This is a genomic window from Streptomyces sp. NBC_01546 (assembly GCF_045208355.1).
Lineage (GTDB): Bacteria > Actinomycetota > Actinomycetes > Streptomycetales > Streptomycetaceae > Streptomyces.
This window is the reverse complement of sequence record NZ_CP109380.1, coordinates 180,486-203,375: the sequence shown is the minus strand read 5'-3', so window position 1 is coordinate 203,375 and position 22,890 is coordinate 180,486. Positions and strand designations below refer to the sequence as shown.

Genomic DNA, 22,890 nt, shown 5'->3' with positions numbered 1-22,890 from the left:
AGGGCGAATCGTGGTGGGGGGAGGGCCCGGGGGCCGGGCCTGGGGGAGGCCGGCCCCCGGGGGTCAGATACCGCCGAGAACCGCGTCCAGGGCGGCGTCCATCTCGTCGTCGGTCAGTTCCTGGGCGGTCTGCAGGGCGTCGGCGGGGGCCTCGGCCTTGGCGGTGGCGGGTGCGGCGAGTTCCAGCAGCCGGTCCAGCAGGCCGCTCTGGCGCAGCCGTTCGACGCCGATCCGGGCCACCGCCCACTGGGCGGCCTGGGCCGGGTCCTGCGGCGGGGTGTCGGCGACGGCCGCGCTCTGCGGTGCGCCGCCGGAGCCGTCGAAGGAGAGCTTGCCGTGCAGGTATCCGGCGATGGCGCGCGGCGTGGGGTAGTCGAAGGCGAGCGTGTTGGGGACGGCCACCTGCGTGTGGCGGGCGAGGCGGTTCTTGAGCTCGACGGCCATCAGGGAGTCCCAGCCGAACTCCCGCATGGGCTTGTCGAGCGGGACGCTGCCGGACAGGCCGAGGACCGCGGTCACTTCCTGCTGGACGAACTTGCGCAGTTCCGCCTCGCGTTCCTCGCCGGGCAGGGCGGCCAGCCGGTCCCGGAAGGCCGAACCGCGCTCGGCGGCCTCCTTGGCCTTCCTGGGCTGCGTACGGACCAGGGCCCGCAGCAGGGCCGGCGGGCGCGCCCCGGAGTCGTCGGACGCCAGGCGGGCCGTGTCGAGCTTGAGCGGCACCAGGTGCGGTTCGGGGCGGGCCAGGGCCGCGTCGAAGAGGGCGAGGCCCTCGGCGGCGGTCAGGGCCTGGGCTCCCTGGCGGCGCATCCGGGCGAGTTCCGCCTCGCCGAGCTGCGCGGTCATTCCGGCGCCGCCCTGCGCCCACAGGCCCCAGGCGAGGCTGGTGGCGGGCAGGCCGAGCTTGTGCCGGTGGGCGGCGAGGGCGTCCAGGAAGGCGTTCGCGGCGCCGTAGTTGGACTGGCCCGGCGAGCCGAGGGTGCCGGCGACCGAGGAGAACAGGACGAAGGCGGCCAGGTCCAGCTCGCGGGTGAGCTCGTGCAGGTGCCGGGCTCCCGCCAGCTTGGGGGCGAGGACGCGGGCGAACCGCTCGGGCGTCTGGTTGTGCACGACGCCGTCGTCGATCACGGCCGCGAGGTGCACCACGCCCGTCAGCGGGCGCTCGCTGCCGGCCTCGGCGAGCAGGCCGGCCACCGCGTCGCGGTCCGAGACGTCGCAGGCCAGGATGCGCACGCCGGCCGCGCCGGCGGCTTCGAGGTCCGCCACCAGATCCTGCGCGCCGGGGGCGGCCATGCCCTGGCGGGAGGTCAGGACGAGGTGGCGGACACCGTGTTCGGCGACCAGGTGCGCGGCCAGGTCGCGGCCGAGCTCGCCGGTGCCGCCGGTGAGCAGGACGACGCCTTCCGGGTCGAGGGTCCGGCCGGTGGTCAGGACCAGCTTGCCGGTGTGGCGGCCCTGCGCCATGTGGCGGAAGGCCGCGGGGGCCTCCCGTACGTCGTAGGCGAGGTAGGGCAGCGGGGCGATCACCCGGTCGGCGAGCAGGGTGGACAGCTCGGTGAGCATCCGGTGCAGGTGCTCGGGCTCCAGCGACATCAGGTCGAAGGCGCTGTAGGCGACGCCCGGGTGGGCGGCGGTGACGGCGGCGGCTTCGCGGATGTCGGTCTTGCCCATCTCCAGGAAGCGGCCGCCGTGCGGCAGCAGGCGCAGCGAGGCGTCGGTGAACTCCCCGGCGAGGGAGTTCAGCACGGCGTCGAAGCCGGCGCCGCCGGTGGCGGTCAGCCACCGCTGCTCGAAGGCGGTGTCGCGGGAGGAGGCGATGCGCTCGTCGGGCAGTCCGAGGGCGCGCAGCGCGTCCCACTTGGGGTGGCTGGCCGTTCCGTAGACCTCGGCGCCCAGGTGGTGGGCGAGCTGGACGGCGGCCATGCCGACGCCGCCGGCGGCCGCGTGGACGAGGAGCTTCTCGCCGGGGCGCAGCGCTCCGAGGTCGGTGAGGGCGTAGTACGCGGTGAGGAAGGCGAGCGGGATCGTCGCGCCCTCCTCGAAGGTGAGGGTGTCGGGCAGCTTCGCCATCAGGTGGCCGTCGCCGCGGACCTCGGTGCCGAAGGCGCCGAGCGCGAGGCCCATGGCCCGGTCGCCCGGGCGCAGGTGGGTGACGGCGGATCCGGTCTCGAGGACGGTGCCGGCGAACTCCAGGCCCAGCTTGGGCGTGGCGACCATGCCGAGCGCGTTGAGGACGTCGCGGAAGTTCATGCCCGCGGCGCGGACGGCGACGCGTACCTCGTGGGGGCCGAGCGGGCCGGCTGCCGGGACGGTGACGAGTTCGAGGCTGTCGATGCTGCCCTTCTCGCGGATGTCCAGGTGCCAGGGTCCGTCGCTGGCGGGCGGGGTGAGGGCCTCGCCGCCGTGGGCGGCCGCGGCGCGGGTGGTGCGCACGAGGCGGGGGGCGAACAGGGCGCCGCCGCGCAGGGCCAGTTCGGGTTCGTCGCCGGTCGCGAGGGCGGCGGCGAGGGCCTCCCGGTCGGGGGTGGCGGTGTCGAGGTCGACCAGGCGCAGGGTGCGGTCGGGGACCTCGCCGCGCACGGCCCGCACCAGGCCCCACAGCGGGGCGTGGGCGAGATCGGACACGGTGTCCTCGGGGCGGGCCGCGACGGCGTCGCGGGTGATCCAGACCAGCTCGGATTCCGCGGTCTTCTCGGTGAGCAGGTGCTGTACGAGGTCCAGCGCGGCCAGGGTGGCCGGCTCGGCGGCGTCGGCCGGCCCGGTGGTGGTCGCGTCGACGACGATGCGCTCGGGGGCGGGCCCGTCGGCGAGCAGCGGCTCGGGGCCCGCCGACCAGGTGGCGCCGAGGGACTCGGCGAGGGCTCCGGTGCCGCCGATCACCAGGGTGGTCGCGGGCTGCGGGGCGGCGGCCTGGGCGGGCTCGGCCACCGGCTGGAAGTCGACGCGGTAGAGGTGGTCGCCCTCGGAGCGGGTGACCTTCAGCTGCTCGGCGGAGGCCTGCCGGATCTGGAGCGCGCCCGACAGGACGGGCTCGCCGGTGGCGTCGGTGACCAGGACGGTCGCGCCGAGGCCGGCGGCGGCGGACCGCGCGTCGTCCGCGGGCTCCCGCGGGTCCAGGGCGATGCGGACGCGCAGTTCGGTGCTGTCCGTGGCGTACAGGGTGACGTCGGTCCAGGCGAAGGGGAGCAGCACGGTGCCCTCGGGCTGCTCGGATCCGGGGGTGACGCCGGCCAGGACGTGCAGGGCCGCGTCCAGGAGCGCGGGGTGCACTCCGTGGCCGTCGACGCCCTGGCGCAGCGGCTCGGGCAGGGTGACGTGGCCGTAGGCGACGTCACCCTGGCGGGCGAGGGCGGTCAGGCCGCGGAAGGCGGGGCCGTAGGCGAGGCCCTCGCCGCCGAGCTGCTCGTAGAAGCCGTCGAGTGCGACGGGCTCGGCTCCCGGGACCGGCCAGTGGGCCAGTTCGGCGAGGCCCTCGGGGGTCTCGGCGGCGGGGTCGTCGGCGAGTTCGCCGGAGGCGTGCAGGGTCCAGGCGGCCGGGTCGGCGGAGGCTTCCGGCTGGCTGTGGACGGCGATCTTCCGCCGTCCTTCGGCATCCGGGGCGCCGACCTTGACCTGGAGCCGCAGGGGTTCGCCGGTGGCGAGGACGAGCGGCTGGGCGAGGGTGAGTTCGGCGACCCGCTCGGAGCCGACGGCCCGGGCGGCGGCCAGCGCGAGGTCGAGCAGGCCGGTGCCGGGCACGAGGACGCTGCCGAAGACGGCGTGGTCGGCCAGCCAGGGGTGCTCGGCGAGCGAGAGCCGGCCGGAGAGCAGCTGGCCTTCGCCGTCGGCGAGCGTCAGGACGGCGGCGAGCCAGGGGTGCCCGGCCGGTACGAGACCGGTGTCGCGGGCGCCGCGGGCGGTGCCGCGGGCGGGCTCGAGCCAGAAGCGCTCGCGCTGGAACGCGTACGTGGGCAGGCCGGCGGCCAGTTCGGCCGCGCGGGCCGGGGCGGGCCGGTCGGTGAAGACCTGATCCCAGTCGGGTTCCTGGCCGCTGACGTGCAGCGCGCCGAGGGCCTCGACGAGTGCGCGGACCTCGTCCGGGGCCCGGTCGGGGTCCTTGGGGGCGCGCTGGGAGGCGACGAACACGGCGGGGTCGGTGACGCACGCGGCGCCCATGGCGGCCAGCACGGCGCCCGGGCCGCATTCGAGGTGGCGGCCGATGCCGTCGGCCTCGAGGGTCCGCACGGCGTCGAGGAAGCGCACGGCGTCGCGGACCTGCCGGACCCAGTAGGCGGCGGCGCGCATGCCTTCGCCCGGTGCGAGGTCCGGGCCCATCCGGGTGCCGGTGACCGTGGAGACGACCGGGATCCGCGGGGCCGCGAAGGTGATCTCCTCGGCCACCTGGCGGTAGGCGTCGAGCATGGCGTCCATGTGCGGGGAGTGGAAGGCGTGGGAGACCGTCAGACGGCGGGTGCGGCGGCCGAGTTCGGTGAACCAGCCGGTGACGGCGGCCACGGCGGCCTCGTCACCGCTGACGACGGTCTGCTCGGGCCCGTTGATGCCGGCGATCGAGATGCGCTGGGCGGCGCCCGCGCGGACTTCCAGGGTGTCGAGGACCTCGAGGACCTCGGACTCCGAGGCCTCCACGGACGCCATGGCTCCGCCGCGCTCGCAGGCCTGCATCAGGCGGCCGCGGGCGGCGACCAGGCGGGCCGCGTCGTCCAGCGTGAGGACTCCGGCGACGTGGGCGGCGGCGAGTTCGCCGATGGAGTGCCCGGCGACCGCGGCGGGGCGCACGCCCCAGGCCTCCCACTGGCGGAACAGCGCGGTCTCGACGGCGAACAGGGCGGGCTGGGCGTACTCCGTCTCGTGGACGAGTTCGGAGCCGCCGAGGACGAGCTCGGCCAGCGGCTGGTTCAGGTGCGGGTCGAGCGCGGCGCAGACCGCGTCGAAGGCCTGCCGGAAGACCGGGAGGGCGGCGTGCAGGGCGCGGCCCATGCCGGGGCGCTGGCTGCCCTGTCCGGTGAACAGCACCGCGAGCGGGCTGTCGGCGGCGGTGCCTTCGGCGGCGCCCGCGGGGGTGCGGCCGTCGGCGAGGGCGCGCAGCGCGGTGACCGCCTCGGCGGTGGTGGTCACCGTGAGGGCGGCGCGGTGCTCGAAGTGCGTGCGGTGGCGGGCTGCCGTGTACGCGAGGTCGGCCGGCGGCACGTCGGGGTGGCCCTCGAGCCAGTCGGCCCAGCGGGCGGCCTGCGTGCGCAGGGCCGCCTCGTCGCGGCCGGAGAGGACCAGGGGAAGAGGTGCGTTGGTTGCTTGAGTCGCTTCGGTCGCTATGGCCGGTTCCGTCGCTTCGGTCGCTTCGGTCGCTCCGGTCGCTGCGATTGCTCCGGTCGCCGTGGCGGGCGGGGCCGGAACGGCGGCCGGGGGCTCTTCGAGGACGACGTGGGCGTTGGTGCCGCTGAGGCCGAAGGAGGAGACGCCCGCGCGGCGGGTGCGCGCGGCTTCCCGGGCCCAGGGGCGGGCGTCCCGGAGGAGTTCCAGGCCGCTGCCGTCCCAGGCGATGTGCGGGCTGGGCTCGTCGACGTAGAGGGTCTTGGGCAGGGTCTCGTGCTGGAGGGCGAGGATCATCTTCATGACGCCCGCGACACCGGCGGCGGCCTGCGCGTGCCCGATGTTGGACTTGGAGGAGCCCAGGTAGACGGGACGGTTCTCGTCGCGGTCGGGGCCGAAGACCTCGGCCAGCGCGCCCGCTTCGATCGGGTCGCCGAGCGGGGTGCCCGTGCCGTGCGCCTCGACGGCGTCGATGTCGGCGGGGGTCAGCCGGGCCGCTTCCAGGGCGTCGAGGATGACGCGCTGCTGGGCGGGGCCGTTGGGGGCGGTCAGGCCCTGGCTGCGGCCGTCCTGGTTGACGGCCGAGCCGCGGATCACGGCCAGCACGCGGTCGCCGTCGCGCTCGGCGGCGGACAGCCGCTTGAGGACGAGGATGCCGACGCCGTCGGACCAGCCCGCGCCGTCCGCCAGGGCGGAGAAGGACTTGCAGCGGCCGTCGGGGGCCATGCCCTTGAGGCGGGAGAACTCCACGAACAGCCGGGGCGTGCTCATGACGGTGACGCCGCCGACGAGGGCGAGTTCGCACTCGCCCTGGCGCAGGGCGCTCGCGGCGAGGTGCAGGGAGACGAGGGAGGAGGAGCAGGCGGTGTCGACGGTGACGGCCGGCCCCTGGAGGCCCAGCGCGTACGAGACGCGCCCGGACACGACGCTGGAGGCGTTGCCCGTGCTCACGTACCCGTCGAAGGCGTCGAGTTCGCGGCCCTGCTCGCCGTAGTCGGAGCTCATCGCGCCGAGGTAGACGCCCGTACGGCTCTCGCTGAGCGAGCCGGGACGGATACCGGCCCGCTCCAGGGCCTCCCAGGCGGTCTCCAGGACCAGGCGCTGCTGCGGATCCATCGACAGCGCCTCGCGCTGCGAGATGCCGAAGAAGGCCGCGTCGAAGTCCGCGGCGGCCTCGATGAAGCCGCCCTCGCGGGCGTAGCTCTTGCCGACGGCCTCCGGGTCCGGGTCGTAGACCCCGAGGCTGTCCCAGCGCGAGGGCAGTTCGCCGATCGCGTCGCCGCCCGAGACGAGGAGGTTCCAGTACGCCTCGGGGGTGTCGATGCCGCCGGGGAGGCGGCAGGCCATGGAGACGACGGCGATCGGGTCGTCGGCCGCCGGGGCGGGGGCGTGCCTGAGCGTCTTCGACTTCTGGTTCTGCTTGGGCTTGCCGGTCGTCAGGTCCAGCTTGTCGAGGAGCAGGCCGGCGATGGCGGTGGGCGTCGGGTAGTCGAAGGCGAGCGTGGACGGAAGCGGGACGCCGGTCTCGGAGGACAGCCTGCGCCGCAGTTCGACGGCCATCAGGGAGTCGATGCCGAGCTCCTTGAGGACCTGCTGGCCGCCGATCCCGTCGGCGGTCGCAACGCCCAGGACCACGGCGGCCTCGCGCTGCACCAGCCGGACCAGCGACGACAGCCGCTCGGCCGCCGGCTGCGCCGCCAGCTGCTCGCGCAGCCCGGAGGGAGCGGTTCCCGCCCCGCCGACGCGCTTCTTCGGGGCGCGGACGAGGGCCCGCAGCAGGGCGGGCACTTCGTCGGGGCGCCGTTGCAGGGTGACCAGGTCGAGCTTGACCGGGACCAGGTGCGGGTGCGGGGAGCCGAGGGCGGTGTCGAGGGCCGCGAGGCCCTGCTGCTCGGTGAGCGCACCGATGCCCATGCGGCGCATGCGGGCGAGTTCGGCCTGGCCGAGGGCGGCGGTCAGACCCTGGCCTGCCTGCTGCCACAGACCCCACGACAGGCTCGTCGCGGGAAGTCCATCGGCCCGGCGGTGGGCGGCCAGGGCGTCCAGGAAGGTGTTCGCCGCCGCGTAGTTGCTCTGACCCGCACCACCAAGCACACCGGCAGCCGAGGAGAACATCACGAAGGCAGCCAGATCCAGGCCCTGCGTGAGCTCATGGAGGTGAAGGGCGGCTTCCGCCTTGGGCTGCCAGACACGGGCCAGACGCTCCGCGTCCTGCGAGACGAGCAGACCGTCGTCCAGTACGGCGGCCAGGTGGAACACGCCCGTCCAGGGGCGATCCGTATCCGCCAGCAGGGCTTCCGCCTGGCTGCGGTCCGAGACATCGGCCGCGAGGATCCGTACGCTCTCGGCCCCCGCCGCCTCCAGCTCGGCGACGAGATCCGCGGCCCCCGGAGCGTCCGGGCCGCGCCGGGACGTCAGGACGAGATGACGTACGCCGTGGACGGTCACCAGGTGACGGGCCACCGCCCGGCCCAGCTCACCCGTACCACCCGTCACCAGAACGGAACCGTCGGGGTTCAGGCGCGGGGCGTCGGACGCCTTGGCCGTGCGGACGAGGCGGGCGGTACGGATCTCCCCGTCTCGGAGCGCGATTTCGGGCTCGTCGGTGAGGGTGAGGGCCGGGGCCAGCGCGAGGTCGTCCCGGGCCCGGTCGTTGCCGAGGTCGACGAGGCGGATCACGCGGTCGGCGTGCTCGGCGCGGGCCGCCCGGAGCAGACCCCACAGGGCGGCGTGGGCCAGATCGGCCACGCCGTCGCCCGCGTCGACGGCCGAGCGGGTCAGCCAGACGAGCTCGGTCTGTTCGAGGCGCGGCTCGGCCAGCAGGAGCTGAAGGGTTCCGAGCGTGGAGGCGGTCAGTTCGCGGGCGTCGGCGGCAGGAGCGTCGCCGGTGGCGTCCACGAGGACGCGGGCCGGGGCGTCGACTCTTTCGGCGAGGTGGGTGAGGAGCGCGTCGACGTCCGCGAACACGTGCGCGCCGAGGGCGGCGGCGATCGCGGCGTCGGCCTCGAGGGCCCAGGTCTCTCCGGCCGGCTCCGCGTCGCCCGGGGTCCGGGTGGGGCGGAACTCGACGTGGTACAGGTGCTCGGCCCGCTCGCCGGCCCGGATCTGCTCGGCGCTCGCCTCGCGGATGGCGAGGCCGCGGGTGCGGACGACGGGGTGGCCGGCGCCGTCGGCGACGGTGAGGGTGAGGTGCTCGTCCGCGCCGGACGCGACGTCGATGCGTACGCGGAGCTCGGTGGCACCGGCGGCGAGCAGTTCGACGCCGGTCCACTCGAACGGCATGAACACGCGCTGCCGTGCCTCTTCGTCGCGTACGCCCATGAGGGTGTGGAGCGCGGCGTCGAGAAGGGCCGGGTGAACGCCGAAGTCGTCGGCGGTCAGGCCTTCGGGGAGACGGATGAGACCGTACGCCGTGTCGCCCTTGCGCCACAGCTCCGTCAGGCCCTGGAACGCGGGACCGTAGTCCAGGCCGCGCTCGCGGAAACCGTCGTAGAAGCCGTCGAGGTCGACGGACTCGGCGCCCGGGACCGGCCACTGGGCCAGCTCGGCGAACGTGTCGCCGTCAGCGGGGGCGGGGGCGGTGAGGTCAGCCGCTTCCGCGAGTTCGCCGGTGGCGTGACGGCGCCATTCCTCGTCACTGCCCTCGGGCCGGCTGTAGACGGTGACCGGACGGCGGCCGGTGCCCTCGGGGGCGCCGACGGCGACCTGGAGGCGGACGGCGCCGTCCGTGCCGAGCAGCAGCGGCTCGGTGAGGACGAGTTCGGCAACCCCGGGGGCGCCGACGTGGTGGGCGGCGGTGAGGGCCAGTTCGAGCAGGCCGGTGCCGGGGACGAGGACCGTGCCGAAGGCCGCGTGGCCGGCCAGCCAGGGGTGCTCGGCGAGCGAGATCCGGCCGGTGAAGAGGTGCCCTTCTCCGCCGGCGAGGGAGGTGACGGCGCCGAGCCACGGGTGGTCGGAGACGTCGAGACCGACCCCGCGCACGTCGCCCGAGGTCTTCGGGGTGTCGATCCAGTAGTGCGCGCGCTGGAAGGCGTACGAGGGGAGCTGTACGAGGCTTCCGGCGCCGAGTACGCGATCCCAGTTCAGGTTGTGGCCCTGGACGTGGAGCAGGCCGAGGTTGCGGAGGAGCTGGGCCGGCTCGCCGTGCTGACGGGCGAGGGAACCGACGACGATCCCGCCGCGCTCCGCACTGCCATCGGTCAACGGCATCGACAGGACCGGGTGCGCACTGATCTCGACGAACACGCCGTGACCGTCGTCCAGGAGCTGGTTCAGGGCGCGGTCGAAGCGGACCGGCTCACGCAGGTTGCGGCACCAGTAGGTGCCGTTCAGGTCCGTGCCGTCGGCGACCTGGCCGGTCACCGTCGAGTAGAAGGCGATGTCCGTACCGGTCGGAGCGATCCCCTCGAAGCCCTGTGCAAGACCGGGCAGCAGCGGGTCCATCTGGGCGTTGTGGGACGCGTAGTCCACGTTGATCTTGCGCGCGTAGACGTTCTGCTCGGACAGCTCGGCGACGATCTTGGTGATCGCGTCGGCCTGGCCCGAGATCACCGTCGAACCAGCGGTGTTCACCGCGGCTACGGAAAGGGCCTCACCGTACGGTGCCACGAACTCCTCGACCTCGGCCACCGGGCGCTCGATCAGAGCCATACCGCCCTGGCCCGCACAGGCAAGAACCGCCTGGGATCGCTGGGCCACGATCTGCGAGCCCTGCTCCAGAGTGAGAGCACCGCTCACCACAGCGGCGACGACCTCACCCTGCGAGTGACCGACGACGGCCGAAGGCTCGACCCCGAGGGAACGCCAGACCGCCGAGAGGCCCACACCCATCGCGAAGAGGGCGGGCTGGACCACGTCCACCCGGTCGAACGGCGGGTGGTCACCCTCCTCCCCCGCCAGGACCTCACGCACCGACCAGCCCGTGAACGGACGCAACGCCACGTCACACGCATCGATCGTTTCGGCGAAGACCGGGTTCTGGGCGAGGAGTTCACGGCCCATGCCCACCCACTGGCTGCCCTGACCCGGGTAGACGAAGACGACCTTGCCGCGCTCCTGCGCGCTCCCGGTCACCACCGCGTCGTGCGAGTCGCCCTCGGCCAGCGCGCGCAGCGCCTCCACCAGACCGGCGGAATCCGCCGCGGCCACACTCGCCCGCGACTCGAAGTGCGAACGATGACGGGCAGCCGTCACCGCCACATCGGCCAGCGGAAGCTCGGTGCGCCCGGACAGCCAGTCCGCCCAACGGCCCGCCTGCTCGCGCAGCGCAGCCTCGTCACGCCCGGAGACGACCACCGGAAGCGGTGCTGCTCCGGTCGGTTCGCCGGACGGGGCCTGGGTGGCCGTCGGGGGCTCCTCCAGCACCACGTGGGCGTTGGTACCGCTCAGGCCGAAGGACGAGACGCCCGCGCGGCGGGTGCGCTCCGCGCCCCGCTCCCACGCACGCGCGTCGTTCAGCAGCTCGAGCCCGCTGCTCTTCCACTCGATGTGCGGGCTGGGCTCCTCGGCGTGCAGGGTCTTCGGGAGCACGCCGTGCTCGAGCGCGAGGACCATCTTGATCACGCCGATGACACCGGCAGCCGCCTGCGCGTGCCCGATGTTCGACTTGGAGGAGCCCAGGTAGACGGGACGCTTCCCGTCCCGGTCGGGGCCGAAGACCTCGGCCAGCGCGCCCGCCTCGATCGGGTCGCCGAGCGGGGTGCCGGTGCCGTGCGCCTCGATCGCGTCGATGTCGGCGGGGGTCAGCCGGGCCGCTTCCAGGGCGTCGTGGATGACGCGCTGCTGCGAAGGACCGTTCGGGGCGGTCAGACCCTGGCTGCGGCCGTCCTGGTTGACGGCGGAGCCGCGGATGACGGCCAGGACCGGGTCGCCGTCTCGCTGCGCGGCCGACAGCTTCTTCAGGACGATCACGCCCGCGCCCTCGGCCCAGCCCGCGCCGTCGGCGCCCGCCGAGAACGACTTGCAGCGTCCGTCGGCTGCCATGCCCTTCAGGCGGGAGAACTCCACGAACAGCGCCGGGGTGCTCATCACGGTCACGCCGCCGGCCAGGGCGAGCTCGCACTCGCCCTGGCGAAGGGCCTGGACGGCCAGGTGGATGGAGACGAGCGAGGAGGAGCAGGCGGTGTCGACGGTGACGGCCGGCCCCTGGAGGCCCAGCGTGTAGGAGACGCGGCCCGAGACGACGCTGCTCGCGTTGCCGGTGCTGTATCCGTCGAGGGCGTTGAGGTCGTGGCCCTGCTGGTTGCCGTAGTCGGAGCTCATCGTGCCGAGGTAGACGCCCGTACGGCTCTCGCTGAGCGAGTCGGGGCGGACGCCGGCCCGTTCGAGGGCCTCCCACGAGGTCTCCAGGACGAGCCGCTGCTGCGGGTCCATCGACAGCGCCTCACGCGGCGAGATGCCGAAGAACGGGGCGTCGAAGCCCTCGGCTCCGTCGATGAAGCCGCCCTCGCGGGCGTAGCTCTTGCCGACGGCCTCCGGGTCCGGGTCGTAAACCCCGAGGCTGTCCCAGCGGGACGGCAGGCCGCCGACGGCGTCGCCGCCGGAGGCGAGCAGCTCCCAGAAGCCCTCCGGGGTGTCGATCCCGCCGGGCAGGCGGCAGGCCATCGACACGACCGCGATCGGTTCCGTACGCGAGGCCCGCTCGGCGTTGAGCTCCTTCTCGGTCTCGACGAGCGCGTTCGCCGTGCGCCGCAGGTACGCCTCGAGCTTTTCGAGCTTCTCGACTTCGGACGCGCTCATTCACTCACTCCAAGCTTGCGATCCAGGAACTGAAGGAGGTCATCGGTGCTGTCGCCGCCGAGTTCGGCTTCGGTCTCGGCGGCTTCTGCTGCGTCGGCCGGTCCGGACGCGGCGGAGGCCTTGGCCAGGCCGTCCCGCAGGGCCAGCAGCCCGGCGGCCAGGCCCGGCTCCTCGAGTTGTTTCGGTGTCGCGGAACGCAGGAGTTCCACGAGGTTGTCGATCTGGTTCTTCGTCACGCGCTGTCCGGTCCGTGCCGCTCCCCCGGCTCCCACGGCCAGCTTGTCGAGGAGCAGGCCGGCGATGGCGGTGGGCGTCGGGTAGTCGAAGGCGAGCGTGGAGGGCAGCGAGATGCCGGTCTCGGCGGAGAGGCGGCGGCGCAGCTCGACGGCCATCAGGGAGTCCATGCCGAGCTCCTTGAGTACCTGCTGCGCGCCGACGCCTGCGGTGCCGGAGGCGCCGAGTACCACGGCTGCCTCGCGCTGCACGAGCTGGGCGAGCCGCGGCAGTCGCTCGCCTTCCGGCAGGGCGGTCAGCTGATCCCGCAGTCCGTTCCCGCCGGTCGCCGCCTCGCCGCCCGCGCGCTTGCGCGGGGCGCGCAGGAGGCCGCGCAGCAGGGCGGGGGCGTCGCCACCGTTGTCCAGCTCGCGTTGGAGCGGCGTGAGTTCGAGGCGTACGGGGACCAGGTGCGGCTGGGCCGAAGCCAGGGCCGCGTCCATGGCCGCCAGGGCCTGCGGTTCGCTGAGCGCGGCGATGCCGCGCCTGCGCATGCGGGCGAGTTCGGCCTGTCCGAGAGTGGCGGTCAGACCCTGGCCTGCCTGCTGCCACAGACCCCACGACAGGCTCGTCGCGGGAAGGCCATCGGCCCGGCGGTGCGCGGCCAGGGCGTCCAGGAAGGTGTTCGCCGCCGCGTAGTTGCTCTGACCCGCACCACCGAGAACACCGGCAGCCGAGGAGAACAACACGAACGCCGCAAGGTCCAGACCCTGCGTCAGCTCGTGGAGGTGGAGCGCGGCTTCGGCCTTCGGCTGCCAGACACGGGCCAGACGCTCCGCGTCCTGCGAGACCAGCAGACCGTCGTCGAGTACCGCGGCCAGGTGGAACACGGCCGTCCAGGGGCGCTCGGGCGCCGCCAGGAGGGCCTCCGCCTGGCTGCGGTCGGAGACATCAGCCGCGACGATCCGTACGGTCTCGGCGCCGGCCGACTCCAGCTCGGCCACCAGCTCACCGGCCCCCGGAGCCTCCATACCGCGCCGGGACGTCAGTACGAGATGACGTACGCCGTGCACCGACACCAGATGACGGGCAACCGCCCGACCCAGCTCACCGGTACCACCCGTCACCAGAACGGATCCGTCCGCCGCGAACTCCGGCAGCTCCCCGCCGGTCTCCGCACGCACCAGACGCGCCACCCGGATCTCACCACCGCGCACCGCCAGCTCCGGCTCACCGGTGACCGACAGGGCCCGGGGCAGCAGGGCGTCGTCTGCCGCGCCGTCGGTGCCGAGGTCGATGAGGCGGATCACACGGTCGGCGTGCTCGGCGCGGGCCGCCCGGACCAGGCCCCACAGCGGGGCGTGGGCCAGGTCGGCTACACCGTCGCCCGTGTCCACGGCCGAGCGGGTCACCCAGACGAGCTCGGTCGAGGCCAGCCGGGGTTCTGCGAGCAGACGCTGGAGCGTTCCGAGGGCGGATGCGGTCTGCTGCTGCGCGCCGTGCCCTATCCCTCGCGTCGCATCCAGTACCAGTCGAAGGGGTAGTTCGGCCCGCTCATCGATCTGGGCAAGGAGTACATCCACATCAGCCACATAGTCGGCCTCCAATGTTGCGAACATCCCGGCGTTCTCGCCGAGAATCCATGTGCCGCCCGCCGGGGCGTCCTCGTGCGCCAGCGCGCCGCGGGCGGCGAAGTCGACGCGGTACAGGTGCTCGGCCCGCTCGCCGGCCCGGATCTGCTCGGCGCTCGCCTCTCGGATCGCGAGGCCGCGGGCCCGGACGACGGGCTGCCCGGCCGGGTCGGCGACCCAGATGCGGGTGTTGGTGCGGGTGTCGTCCAGGTCGATGCGCACGCGGAGCTCGGTGGCACCGGCGGCGAGGAGTTCGACGCCGGTCCACTCGAACGGGAGCAGTACCTGCCGGTCGTTCTCGTCCTGGCCGCGTACGCCCATGAGGGTGTGCAGCGCGGCGTCGAGAAGGGCCGGGTGAACACCGAAGTCGTCGGCGGCCAAGCCTTCGGGCAGACGGATGAGTCCGTACGCGGTGTCGCCCTTGCGCCACAGCTCCGTCAGACCCTGGAACGCCGGACCGTAGTCCAGGCCGCGCTCACGGAAGCCCGTGTAGAAACCGTCCAGATCGACGGACTCGGCGCCCGCGACCGGCCACTGCGCCAGCTCGGCGAACGCCTCGGCGTCGGCGGGGGCGGGTGCCTCCGCGGATTCCGCGAGTTCGCCGGTGGCGTGGCGGCGCCAGCCGGAGTCGGAGGCCTCGTCCGGACGGCTGTAGACGGTGACCGGGCGGCGGCCGGTGGCGTCGGACGGGCCGACCACCACCTGAAGCCGGACGGCCGAGTCCTCGGTCAGGGTCAGCGGCTCCAGCAGCGTGAGTTCCCCGACCGACTCCGCGCCGACGTGGTGGGCGGCGGTCAGGGCTAGTTCGAGCAGGCCGGTGCCGGGGACGAGGACGGTGCCGAAGGCCGCGTGCTGTGCCAGCCAGGGGTGCTCGGCGAGGGAGATCCGGCCGGTGAAGACGTGTCCCTCGCCGTCGGCCAGCGCGGTGACCGCGCCGAGCCACGGGTGGTCGGGGACATCGAGGCCGACCGACCGCACGTTGCCGGTGGGCTTGGCGGTCTCGAGCCAGTAGTGCTCGCGCTGGAAGGCGTAGGTGGGGAGCGGTACGAGGTCTCCCGTGCCGGTGCCGAGTACCCGGTCCCAGTCGAGGGTGTGGCCCTGGACGTGGAGCAGGCCGAGGTTACGGAGGAGCTGGGCCGGCTCGCCGTGCTGACGGGCGAGGGAACCGACGACGATCCCGCCGCGCTCCGCACTGCCATCGGTCAACGGCATGGACAGAACGGGGTGGGCGGAGATCTCGACGAACACGCCGTGACCGTCGTCCAGGAGCTGGTTCAGGGCGCGGTCGAAGCGCACCGGCTCACGCAGGTTGCGGCACCAGTACGTGCCGTCGAGCTCGGTGCCATCGGCGACCTGGCCGGTCACCGTCGAGTACAGGGCGATGTCCGTCCGGGACGGGACCAGGCCCTCGAAGCCGGCGGCGAGATCGGGGAGGAGGGGGTCCATCTGGGCGTTGTGGGAGGCGTAGTCCACATTGATCTTGCGGGCGTAGACGTTCTGGTCGGAGAGCTCCGCGACGATCTTGGTGATCGCGTCCGCCACACCGGAGATGATCGTCGAGCCGGTGGTGTTGACCGCGGCGACGGACAGGGCGTCGCCGTAGGGGGCGAGGAATCCTTCCACCTCGGCCAGCGGGCGCTCGATCAGGGCCATACCGCCCTGGCCGGCGCAGGCGAGAACCGCCTGCGAGCGCTGGGCGACGATCTGCGAGCCCTGCTCCAAAGTCAGAGCACCGCTCACCACAGCGGCGACGACCTCGCCCTGCGAGTGGCCGACCACCGCCGACGGCTCGACCCCGAGGGAACGCCACAGCGCCGAGAGGCCGATTCCCATGGCGAACAGGGCGGGCTGGACCACGTCCACCCGGTCGAACGGCGGGTGGTCACCCTCCTCACCGGCGAGCACCTCACGCACCGACCAACCCGTGTGCGAACGCAGAGCGGCGTCACACGCGTCGACGGCTTCCGCGAACACGGCACTGGAGGCGAGGAGTTCCCGGCCCATGCCCACCCACTGCGAGCCCTGGCCCGGGTACACGAAGACGACCTTCCCGCGCTCACGCGCGGTCCCGGTCACCACCGCGTCGTGGGAGCCGCCCTCGGCCAACGACCGCAGCGCCTCCACCAGACCGGCGGAGTCCGCGGCCACGACACTGGCCCGCGACTCGAAGTGCGAACGGTGCCGGGCGGCAGTGATCGCCACATCGGCCGGCGGGACCTCGGTGCGCGCGGACAGCCAGTCCGCCCAACGGCCCGCCTGCTCGCGCAGCGCAGCCTCGTCACGGCCGGAGACGACCACCGGGAGCGGTCCGTCAGCGGCAGCCGCGGCGCCCGGAGCGGGGGCCGCCGCGGGCGGCTCCTCCACGATCACGTGGGCGTTCGTACCGCTCAGGCCGAAGGAGGACACGCCCGCACGGCGGGTGCGCCGCGCCCCCCGCTCCCACGGGCGCGCCTCGTTCAGCAGCTCGAGGCCGCTGCCGTCCCAGGCGATGTGCGGGCTGGGCTCGTCGACGTAGAGGGTCTTGGGCAGGGTCTCGTGCTGGAGGGCGAGGATCATCTTCATCACGCCGACCACGCCCGCGGCGGCCTGTGCGTGGCCGATGTTCGACTTGGAGGAGCCCAGGTAGACGGGCCGGTCCTCCTCCCGGTCGGGGCCGAAGACCTCGGCCAGCGCACCGGCTTCGATCGGGTCGCCCAGTGAGGTGCCGGTGCCGTGCGCCTCGATGGCGTCGATGTCGGCGGGGGTCAGCCGGGCCGCTTCCAGGGCTTCCTGGACCACGCGCTGCTGCGAAGGACCGTTCGGCGCGGTCAGGCCCTGGCTGCGGCCGTCCTGGTTGACGGCCGAGCCGCGGATCACGGCCAGGACCTCGTCCCCGTCGCGCTCGGCGGCGGACAGGCGCTTGAGGACGAGGATGCCGACGCCCTCGGCCCAGCCGGCGCCGTCGGCCTGCGCCGAGAAGGACTTGCAGCGGCCGTCCGGAGCCATGCCCTTCAGACGGGAGAACTCGACGAAGAGAGCGGGGCTGTTCATGACGGTGACGCCGCCGACGAGGGCGAGTTCGCACTCCCCCTGGCGCAGCGCGCCCGCCGCCAGGTGCAGGGCCACCAGTGAGGAGGAGCAGGCGGTGTCGACGGTGACGGCCGGGCCCTGGAGGCCCAGCGCGTACGAGACGCGGCCGGAGACCACGCTGGAGGCGTAGCCCGTGCTGGTGTAGCCGTCGAGGGCGTCCAGGTCGTGGCCCATGTGCCCGTAGTCGGAGGTCATGGCGCCGAGGTAGACGCCGGTGCGGCTCTCGCTGAGCGAGTCGGGGCGGATGCCCGCCCGCTCCAGGGCCTCCCACGAGGTCTCCAGGACCAGGCGCTGCTGCGGGTCCATCGAGACGGCCTCGCGCCGCGAGATGCCGAAGAACGAGGCGTCGAAGCGCTCGACGTCCTGGATGAAGCCGCCTTCGCGCGAGTAGCTCTTGCCGACGGCCTCCGGGTCGGGGTCGTAAACGCCGAGGCTGTCCCAGCGCGAGGGCAGGCTGCCGACGGCGTCGCCGCCGGAGGCGAGCAGCTCCCAGAAGCCCTCCGGGGTGTCGATCCCGCCGGGCAGGCGGCAGGCCATCGACACGACCGCGATCGGGTCGTCGGCCGCCGGGGCGGTCGCGGTGTGGCGCAGCGCGTTGGCCTTCGCCTTGGCCTTGCCGGTGGTCAGGTCCAGCTTGTCGAGCAGCAGGCCGGCGATGGCGGTCGGCGTCGGGTAGTCGAACGCGAGCGTCGAGGGCAGCGTGACCCCGGTCTCGGACGACAGGCGGCGACGCAGCTCCACGGCCATCAGGGAGTCGATCCCGAGCTCCTTGAGGACCTGCTGCGCACCGATCCCGTCAGCGGTCGCGACACCGAGGACCACGGCCGCCTCGCGCTGCACCAGCCGGATCAGCGACGTGAGCCGCTCGGCCTCGTGCTGGGCGGCCAGCTGGTCGCGCAGGCCGGTCGGCGTGCCGGCGGACTGCCCGGCCCGCTGGCGTCGGGCGCGCAGCAGACCGCGGAACAGCGCCGCAACCGCCGCGCCCCCGTCCAGCTCGCGCTGGAGCGAGGTGAGTTCGAGGCGTACGGGGACCAGGTGCGGCTGGGCCGAAGCCAGGGCCGCGTCCAGGGCCGCCAGGCCCTGTGCCTCGCTCAGAGCGGCGACGCCCTGGCGGCGGAGCCGGGCGAGTTCGGCCTGGCCGAGGGTGGCAGTGAGGCCCTGCCCGGCCTGCTGCCACAGTCCCCAGGACAGGCTCGTCGCGGGGAGTCCGTTCGCCCGGCGGTGGGCGGCGAGGGCGTCCAGGAAGGTGTTCGCGGCGGCGTAGTTGCTCTGGCCCGCGCCGCCGAGGACGCCGGCGGCGGAGGAGAAGAGCACGAACGCGGCCAGGTCCAGACCCTGCGTCAGCTCGTGGAGGTGGAGCGCGGCTTCGGCCTTCGGCTGCCAGACCCGGGCCAGACGCTCCGCGTCCTGCGAGACCAGCAGACCGTCGTCGAGTACCGCGGCCAGGTGGAACACGGCCGTCCAGGGGCGCTCGGGCGCCGCCAGGAGGGCCTCCGCCTGGCTGCGGTCGGAGACATCAGCCGCGACGATCCGTACGCTCTCGGCGCCGGCCGACTCCAGCTCGGCCACCAGCTCACCGGCCCCCGGAGCCTCCATACCGCGCCGGGACGTCAGTACGAGATGACGTATGCCATGCACCGACACCAGATGACGGGCAACCGCCCGACCCAGCTCACCGGTACCACCCGTCACCAGAACGGATCCGTCCGCCGCGAACTCCGGCAGCTCCCCGCCGGTCTCCGCACGCACCAGACGCGCCACCCGGATCTCACCACCGCGCACCGCCAGCTCCGGCTCACCAGTGACCGACAGGGCGCGCGCCACGTCCGCCGCCACGGCGGACGGCTCGGCGTCGATGTCGACGAGGCGGATCACCCGGTCGGCGTGCTCGCTGCGGGCCGTGCGCAGCAGTCCCCACAGGCCCGCGCGGACGAGGTCGCGTACGGGGCCGTCGGCGTGGACCGCGCCCCGGGTCAGCCAGATCAGCTCGGTCCGTTCGAGGCGGGGCTCGGCGAGGAGGCGCTGCAGCAGCTCCAGCCCGGCGGTGGCCTCCGCAAGGGCGGTCGTGCCGATCAGGCGGGTGGCGTCGACGAGGAGGCGGTCCGGGGCGTCCTCGTCGGTGTCGAGGGCGGAGACGGCGGCGAGCAGTGCGTCCGCGTCCGGGTGGGCGGCGTCGAAGCCGAGCGTGTCGTCGCCCAGGACCCAGGTCGGGCCGTCCTGCGGGGCCTCCTCCAGCACGGGCGGGGCCTGGAAGGCGACCTGGTAGAGGTGGTCGACGGTCTCGGTGGCCTTGAGCTGCTCGGCGCCCGCGGCGCGCAGCTGGAGTCCGTCGGCGTGGGCGACGGGCCGGCCGGACGGATCGGTGGCGGTGACGCGCACGCTGTTCTGCCGGGGGTCGAGTGCGACGCGTACGCGCAGCTCGGTGGCTCCGGCGGCGAGGAGCTCGACGCCCGTCCACTCGAACGGGAGCAGCACCTGCGAGGCGTCGGTCCCGGTGCTCGTGTCCTGGACGCCGACCAGGGCGTGCAGGGCCGCGTCGAGGAGGGCGGGGTGAATGCCGAACTCGTCGGCCTTCAGCCCCTCCGGCAGCTGGACCCGGGCGTACGCGGTGTCGCCGGCGCGGTGGAGCTCGGTCAGGCCCTGGAAGGCGGGCCCGTAGTCGAGGCCGCGGGCGCGCAGGCGGTCGTAGAACCCTTCGAGGTCGACGGGCTGGGTGCCGGGGACGGGCCACTGGGCCAGCTCGGCGAACGTGTCGCTGTCGGCGGTCGGCGCGTGGGAGAGGGAGCCGGCCGCGTGCCGGCGCCACGGGGCGTCGTCGGCGGCGTTCTCCGGGAGGCTGTAGACCGCGACGGGGCGGCGGCCGGTGCTGTCGGGGGCGCCGACGGCGACCTGGAGGCGGATCGCCCCGTCCGTGCCGAGCAGCAGCGGCTCGGTGAGGACGAGTTCGGAGACGCCGGGGGCGCCCACGTGGTGGGCGGCGGTGAGGACGAGCTCGAGCAGGCCGGTGCCGGGGACGAGCGGCGTACCGAAGGCCGCGTGCTCCCGGAGCCAGGGGTACTGCGCGGAGGAGAGCCGGCCGGTGAAGAGGTATCCCTCGCCGTCGGCCAGCGCGGTGGCCGCGCCGAGCCAGGGGTGCGCCGAGGCGGTGAGGCCCAGCGAACGGACGTCGCCTGCCCGCTCGTCGGACTCGAGCCAGTAGCGCTCACGCTGGAAGGCGTAGGTGGGGAGCGGTACGAGGCTGCCGGCGTCGAGTACCCGGTCCCAGTTCAGGTTGTGGCCCTGGACGTGGAGCAGGCCGAGGTTGCGGAGGAGCTGGGCCGGCTCGCCGTGCTGACGGGCGAGGGAACCGACGACGATCCCGCCGCGCTCCGCACTGCCGTCGGTCAACGGCATCGACAGGACCGGGTGCGCACTGATCTCGACGAACACGCCGTGACCGTCGTCCAGGAGCTGGTTCAGGGCGCGGTCGAAGCGGACCGGCTCACGCAGGTTGCGGCACCAGTAGGTGCCGTTCAGGTCCGTGCCGTCGGCGACCTGGCCGGTCACCGTCGAGTAGAAGGCGATGTCCGTACCGGTCGGAGCGATCCCCTCGAAGCCCTGTGCAAGACCGGGCAGCAGCGGGTCCATCTGGGCGTTGTGGGACGCGTAGTCCACGTTGATCTTGCGCGCGTAGACGTTCTGCTCGGACAGCTCGGCGACGATCTTGGTGATCGCGTCGGCCTGGCCCGAGATCACCGTCGAACCAGCGGTGTTCACCGCGGCTACGGAAAGGGCCTCACCGTACGGTGCCACGAACTCCTCGACCTCGGCCACCGGGCGCTCGATCAGAGCCATACCGCCCTGGCCCGCACAGGCAAGAACCGCCTGGGATCGCTGGGCCACGATCTGCGAGCCCTGCTCCAGAGTGAGAGCACCGCTCACCACAGCGGCGACGACCTCACCCTGCGAGTGACCCACAACGGCGGAGGGCTCGACACCGAGGGAACGCCAGACGGCGGAAAGGCCCACGCCCATGGCGAAGAGGGCGGGCTGGACCACGTCCACCCGGTCGAACGGCGGGTGGTCACCCTCCTCACCGGCGAGCACCTCACGCACCGACCAGCCCGTGAACGGGCGCAGCGCGGCATCACAGGCGTCGATGGTCTCGGCGAAGACCGGATTCCGGGCGAGGAGTTCACGCCCCATGCCGACCCACTGCGAGCCCTGACCCGGGTAGACGAAGACGACCTTGCCGCGACGCGCGGCCGAGCCCGTCACCACCGCGTCGTGCGCAGTGCCCTCGGCCAGCGCGCGCAGCGCCTCCACCAGGCCCTCGGTGTCGGCCGCGACCACACTCGCCCGCGACTCGAAGTGCGAACGGTGACGGGCGGCAGTGATCGCCACATCGGCCGGCGGGACCTCGGTGCGCCCGGACAGCCAGTCCGCCCAACGGCCCGCCTGTTCGCGCAGGGCAGCCTCGTCACGGCCGGAGACGACCACCGGAAGGGGACCGGCCGGCACGTCGGCAGCCGGTTCGGCGGCCTCCCGGGCCGGGGCCTCCTCCAGCACCACGTGGGCGTTGGTACCGCTCAGGCCGAAGGAAGAGACGCCCGCGCGGCGGGTGCGCTCCGCGCCCCGCTCCCACGCACGCGCCTCGTTCAGCAGCTCGAGCCCGCTGCGGTCCCACTCGATCAGCGGGGTCGGCTCCTCGGCGTGCAGGGTCTTCGGGAGCACACCGTGCTCCAGCGCCAGAACCATCTTGATCACACCGATGACACCGGCAGCCGCCTGCGCGTGCCCGATGTTCGACTTCGACGAGCCCAGGTAGACCGGCCGGTCCGCCTCGCGCCCCGGCCCGAAGACCTCGGCCAGCGCGCCCGCCTCGATCGGGTCGCCCAGCGAGGTGCCCGTGCCGTGCGCCTCGACCGCGTCGATGTCCGCCGGGGTCAGCCGGGCGGCGGCCAGCGCGTCCTGGATCACCCGCTGCTGCGAGGGACCGTTCGGCGCGGTCAGGCCCTGACTGCGACCGTCCTGGTTGACCGCCGAGCCGCGGATCACGGCCAGCACCCGGTCGCCGTCCCGCTGCGCGGCCGACAGGCGCTTGAGCGCGATCACGCCCACGCCCTCGGCCCAGCCCGCGCCGTCGGCGCCGGCCGAGAAGGACTTGCAGCGGCCGTCGGCCGCCATGCCCTTCAGGCGGGAGAACTCCACGAAGAGGGAGGGGGCGCTCATGATGGTGACGCCGCCCGCGAGGGCGAGTTCGCACTCGCCCTGCCGCAGGGCCTGCACCGCCAGGTGCAGGGCGACCAGCGAGGAGGAGCAGGCCGTGTCGACGGTGACGGCCGGGCCCTGGAGGCCCAGCGTGTAGGAGACGCGGCCGGAGACCACGCTGGAGGCCTTGCCCGTGCTCACGTAACCGTCGAGGGCGTCCAGATCGCGGCCCAGGTGGCCGTAGTCGGAGCTCATCGTGCCGAGGTAGACGCCGGTACGGCTCTCCATCAGCGAGTCCGGGCGGATGCCGGCCCGTTCGAGGGCCTCCCACGAGGCCTCCAGGACGAGGCGCTGCTGCGGGTCCATCGAGACGGCCTCGCGCGGCGAGATGCCGAAGAACGAGGCGTCGAAGTCCTCGGCTCCGTCGAGGAATCCGCCGTCCTGGGAGTACGTCTTGCCGACGGCCTCCGGGTCGGGGTCGTAGAGGTCCAGGCCGGTCCAGCGCGAGGGCAGGCCGCCGACGGCGTCACCGCCGGAGGCGAGCAGCTCCCAGAAGCCCTCCGGGGTGTCGATACCACCAGGGAGGCGGCATGCCATCGACACGACCGCGATCGGCTCGGACTGCTTCGCCTCGAGGTCCGCCGCACGCTTCTGCAACGCGCGGATCGCCGGCAAGGCAGCCTGCATCCGGTCCTGGTTTGTATTCGACACCATCGAGCCTCTCTGCGCGGCCACCGCGAGCTTT

At 73.7% G+C, this 22,890-nt stretch carries 2 protein-coding genes; both read right to left on the bottom strand.

The genetic code is table 11. The features are described from left to right. Nucleotides 1-63 precede the first annotated feature (63 nt). Nucleotides 64-12,042, bottom strand: coding sequence for an SDR family NAD(P)-dependent oxidoreductase (locus OHA89_RS39710; protein WP_331761745.1), 11,979 nt, complete (start codon nt 12,040-12,042; stop codon nt 64-66). Next, nucleotides 12,039-22,856: a beta-ketoacyl synthase N-terminal-like domain-containing protein gene (locus OHA89_RS39705; RefSeq protein ID WP_406368971.1), complete on the bottom strand. Its 10,818-nt coding sequence runs from the start codon at nt 22,854-22,856 to the stop codon at nt 12,039-12,041. Before OHA89_RS39705 ends, OHA89_RS39710 begins: the two co-directional genes overlap by 4 nt. Between the last annotated feature and the right edge of the window lie 34 nt (nt 22,857-22,890).